Origin of the sequence: Streptomyces phytophilus (genome assembly GCF_013870535.1) — a bacterium.
Taxonomy (GTDB): Bacteria; Actinomycetota; Actinomycetes; order Streptomycetales; family Streptomycetaceae; genus Streptomyces; species Streptomyces phytophilus.
In genome coordinates this window covers 1-4,319 of sequence record NZ_JACBXC010000468.1, presented here as the reverse complement: position 1 = coordinate 4,319, position 4,319 = coordinate 1, and the positions used below count along the sequence as shown (strand labels likewise).

General features: G+C 72.9%; 4 protein-coding genes. 2 read left to right on the top strand and 2 right to left on the bottom strand.

Annotated elements, in window-relative coordinates; all coding sequences use genetic code 11:
* On the bottom strand, positions 1-150 hold a 150-nt coding region (locus tag H5J30_RS19395; protein ID WP_181788679.1), incomplete at its 3' end, for a DeoR family transcriptional regulator.
* A 97-nt stretch (positions 151-247) separates the two neighbouring features.
* Here H5J30_RS19395 and H5J30_RS19390 point away from each other — a divergent pair.
* Positions 248-1,135 (top strand): SIS domain-containing protein, encoded by an 888-nt coding sequence (locus tag H5J30_RS19390; protein WP_181788678.1) that lies wholly within the window; start codon positions 248-250, stop codon positions 1,133-1,135.
* Between the two features lie 36 nt (positions 1,136-1,171).
* Here the strand turns inward: H5J30_RS19390 and H5J30_RS19385 are convergent, their stop codons facing one another.
* Entirely contained in the window at positions 1,172-2,833 is a 1,662-nt protein-coding gene (locus H5J30_RS19385; protein ID WP_181788677.1) for an acetolactate synthase large subunit, read from the bottom strand.
* A gap of 187 nt (positions 2,834-3,020) precedes the next feature.
* On the opposite strand from H5J30_RS19385, the gene H5J30_RS19380 reads away from it, so the two are divergent.
* On the top strand, positions 3,021-4,319 hold a 1,299-nt coding region (locus tag H5J30_RS19380; protein ID WP_445194948.1), incomplete at its 3' end, for a HelD family protein.

Below are 4,319 nucleotides of genomic sequence, written 5' to 3'. Positions count from 1 at the left end.
GACCAGCAGCTGCTGCTCGGCCAGCTGGTCCAGATCGCGCCTGATGGTCGCCGCGGACACGGCCACCTCGACGGCCACGGCCTCCACGTCGAGCCGGCCGCGCTCGGCCAGCAGCCGCAGCAGCGCACCGTGCCGTTCGTGCTGGTTCAACCCGGATCCTCCCACCTAGGATGCTTGAAGATGCTTGGAATTCTGCCTTAGCATGCACGATTGAACAATGGTTCTCACACAGGGCGGGGCGATTGACATGACCTACGTAGCCGCTGAGCTGGCCGATCAGCCCGCGTGCTGGCGCCGGGCGACGGAGCTGGCAGGGGTGTACGGGGCGCTGCTGCCGCAGCGCGGCGAGCGGGTCGCCGCCGTCGGCTGCGGCACCTCCTACTTCATGGCGCAGGCGTACGCCGCGCTGCGCGAGGAGGCGGGCCAGGGCGAGACGGACGCCTTCCCCGCCTCGGGCTTCCCGGCGGGCCGGCGCTACGACCGGGTGCTGGCGCTCACCCGCTCCGGCACGACCACGGAGGTGCTGCGGCTCCTCGGCGAGCTGGGCGGTTCGGTGCGTACCACCGCCATCGTCGCCGACGGCGCCACGCCGGTGGCCGAGGCCGCGGACGACACCGTGGTGCTGGACTTCGCCGACGAGCGCTCCGTGGTGCAGACGCGCTTCGCGACCACGGCGCTGACCCTGCTCCGCGCCCACCTCGGGGCGCAGCCGGCCACGGCGGTGGAGGACGCGGAGCTGGCGCTCGTCGAGCCGCTGCCGCAGGGGCTGCTGGCGGCCCGGCAGTTCACCTTCCTGGGCGCCGGCTGGACCGTGGGCCTGGCCAACGAGGCGGCGCTCAAGATGCGCGAGGCGGCGCTGGCCTGGACGGAGTCGTACCCGGCGATGGAGTACCGGCACGGCCCCATCAGCATCACCACCGCGGGCACCGCCACCTGGATGATCGGCGACGCGCCCGCGGGTCTGGAGGACGAGGTGCACGCCACCGGCGCGCTGTGGGTGACCGGCGGGCTCGACCCGCTGGCCGAGCTGGTCCGGGCGCAGCGGCTGGCGGTCGCGCTGGCCGGCGCCCGCGGCCTGGACCCGGACGAGCCGCGCCACCTGACCCGCTCGGTGATCCTCAGCCCGGCGGGCTGAGGATCACCGGCTGCCGGAACGGAGTGGGCGGACGGGTCAGAACGGGCCCTGGAGGGCGCCGAGCCGGTCGGTCAGGCGCAGGTTCTCGGTGTAGTCGACGGGGCAGGAGATGACGTCCACACCGTCGTGGGCGAGGGCGTCGCGCAGCGTGGGCAGCAGTTCGTCGGCGGACTTCACCGCGTGCCCGCGGGCGCCGAAGCTCTCCGCGTAGGCCACCAGGTCCGGGTTGGCGAAGCGGGTGTGGGAGTGGCGCCCCATCTCCAGCTCCATCTTCCAGGTGATCAGGCCGTACTCGTCGTCGACGAGGACGAGGACGGTCATCGGGATGCCCTCGCGGACGGCGGTCTCCAGCTCCTGGGAATTCATCAGGAACGCGCCGTCGCCGGTCATCGCCAACACCTGCGCGTCGGGCCGGGCGAGCTTGGCGCCGATGGCGCCGGGCACCGCGAAGCCCATGGTGGACAGGCCGTTGGAGATCAGGCAGGTGTTGGGCTCGTACGTGGGGTAGAGCCGCGCCATCCACATCTTGCCGGCGCCGGTGTCGACCAGCACCACGTCGTCGCGGCCCAGCGCCTCGCGGACGTCGGCGACGACGCGCTGCGGCGCGAGCGGGAAGGCCGCGTTGCGCCGGCCGTGGGCCAGTTCCTCGGCGAGCAGGCCGCGGATGAGCCGGCCGTCGCCGTGGAAGGTGCGGCCGACGGCTTCGGCGAGGCCGTCGAGCGAGGAGGAGAGGTCGCCGAGCACGCCGACCGCGACCGGGTAGTGGGAGTCGACCTCGGCCGGGAACTGGTGCAGGTGCAGGATCTTCTTGTCGCCCTGCGGGTTGATCTTGACCGGGTCGAACTCCTGCAGCTCGTACCCGACGCAGATGAGGACGTCGGCGTTGTCGAAGCCGAAGTTGGTGTAGTCGTGGCGCATGAAGCCGACGGCGCCCAGGGCGTTGGGGTGGTCGTCGGGGAAGACGCCCTTGCCGTTGAAGGTCGTCGCCACCGGGATGTCGAGCCGCTCGGAGAAGCGGACGAGGGCGTCCTTTGCCCCGGCGCGGGTGGCGCCGTGGCCGGCCAGCAGGATGGGGCGCGCGGCGCCCGCCAGCACCTCGGCGGCCCGCTCCAGCTGCCCCGGGGACGGGGCCTCGGGGCGCGGGCGGTTGATCGGCAGCGGGTTCAGCGGCGGGTCGGGGACGACGCCCTCTATGTCCTCGGGCAGCGCGAGGAAGACGGCGCCGGGCCGCTCGGTCTGCGCGGTCTTGAACGCCTGGCGCACCATCTCCGGCACTGCGGCGGCGTCCTGGACCTGCTTGGACCAGTCGGTGACCGGGGCGAACATCGCGGGCAGGTCGATGACCTGGTGCGACTCCTTGTGCACCCGGTCGAGGCCGCCCTGCGCGGCGAGCGCGACCACCGGGGTGCTGTTGGTGTGCGCGTCGGCGACGCCGAGCAGCAGGTTGATGGCCCCGGGGCCGAGGGTCGCGGAGCACACCCCAGCGCGGCCGGTGATACGGCCGTACATCTCCGCCATGAACGACGCGCCCTGCTCGTGGCGCACCAGGACGTAGTCGATGGACGGTGAGGCGTTGACGGCGTCGACGAAGCGGATGTTCTCCTCGCCCGGCACGCCGAAGACGTGCGTCACGCCCTCCGCCTCCAGGCAGCGCACCAGAAGGTGCGCCACGTCTTCGGGGGTGTCTGCAGTGCTCATGCCCCGAGCGTAACCCGCGGGGCGCACGACAAAGGCTCCGCCGCAATTCGGTCGGAGCCTCGGAATGCTATGCTCGGGAATTCTCTGCGCACATTCATTATTCATGAACTGGCGCTGGGGGAAAGAGCGATGCGGGCAGTCTAACCGTGCGGGAGTTGAATTGTCAAACGAGGTGCAGAACGAGGAAATGCGACGCGAGCAGGAATTCCTTGACCTGCTCCGGGAGCGCCTCGCCGAGCTGCGCGAGGACGCGGCGGCGGGGATGCGGACGGCCCTGGCCCGGGACGGGGGCAACACCCTGCAGGCCAGGCTGGAGCGCGACGTGCTCGTGGCCGAACAGTCCGGGCTGCTGGCCGCGTTCGACGCCGGCGAGCACGGCCTGTGCTTCGGCCGGCTGAGCTTCCGCGACGGCCGCGACCACCACATCGGCCGCATCGGCATGCGCGCGGCCGACGAGGAGCGCACGCCGCTCGTCGTCGACTGGCGCGCCGAGGTGGCCCGACCCTTCTACCTCGCCACCGGCCACACCCCCATGGGCCTGCGCCGGCGCCGGCACATCTCCACCGGGAGCGGCGCGCACGGCCCGCGGGTCACGGGTCTGCACGACGAGATCCTCGACCTCGCCGACACCGAACGCACCGGCCTGGAGGGCACCGACGCGGACGCGGTGCTCCTCGCCGCCCTCGACGCCGCCCGCACCGGCCGGATGCACGACATCGTGCAGACCATCCAGGCCGACCAGGACCGGATCATCCGCGCCCCGCGCTCGGGCGTCCTCGTCGTCGAGGGCGGGCCCGGCACCGGCAAGACCGCCGTGGCCCTGCACCGCGCCGCCTTCCTCCTCTACGCCCACCGCGAGCAGCTCGCCCGCCGTGCCGTGCTCATCGTCGGTCCGGGCCCCGCCTTCCTCGGCTACATCTCCGAGGTGCTGCCCGCGCTCGGCGAGACCGGCGTGCTGCTGGCCACCCCGGGCGAGCTGTTCCCCGGCGTCACCGCCACCGGCACCGACACCCCCGCTGCCGCGGCGGTCAAGGGCGGCACGACGATGGCGGACGCGCTCGCCGCGTACCTCGAAGGCCGGCAGCGGCTGCCGGAGTCGACCGTCGCCGTCCCGCACGAGGACGGCGAGCTGCACCTCGACTACTGGCTGGCCAACGCCGCCCGCAAGCGTGCCCGCGCCACCGGGCTGCCGCACAACGCGGCCCAGCCGCACTTCGCGTTCAACGTCATCGACGGGCTGACCCGGCAGCTCGCCGACCGCATCGGCGACGACCCGTTCGGCGACGAGAACCTGCTCGGCCCGGACGACATCGCCCAGCTCGGCAAGGCGGTCGCCGCCAACGAGGACGTGCACGCGGCCATCGCGGAGCTGTGGCCGCTGCTGACGCCGCAGGAGCTGGTCGCGGACTTCCTCGCGGGGCCGGCGCATCTGCCGGAGGCGGACGGGGAGTTGATCCGCCGCACCGGCGGGCCCTGGACGCCGGCC

Excerpts from the sequence above, each read along its gene's own strand:
- H5J30_RS19390 (WP_181788678.1), top strand. The coding sequence starts at position 248 with ATGACCTACGTAGCCGCTGAGCTGGCCGATCAGCCCGCGTGCTGGCGC.
- H5J30_RS19385 (WP_181788677.1), bottom strand. The coding sequence starts at position 2,833 with ATGAGCACTGCAGACACCCCCGAAGACGTGGCGCACCTTCTGGTGCGC.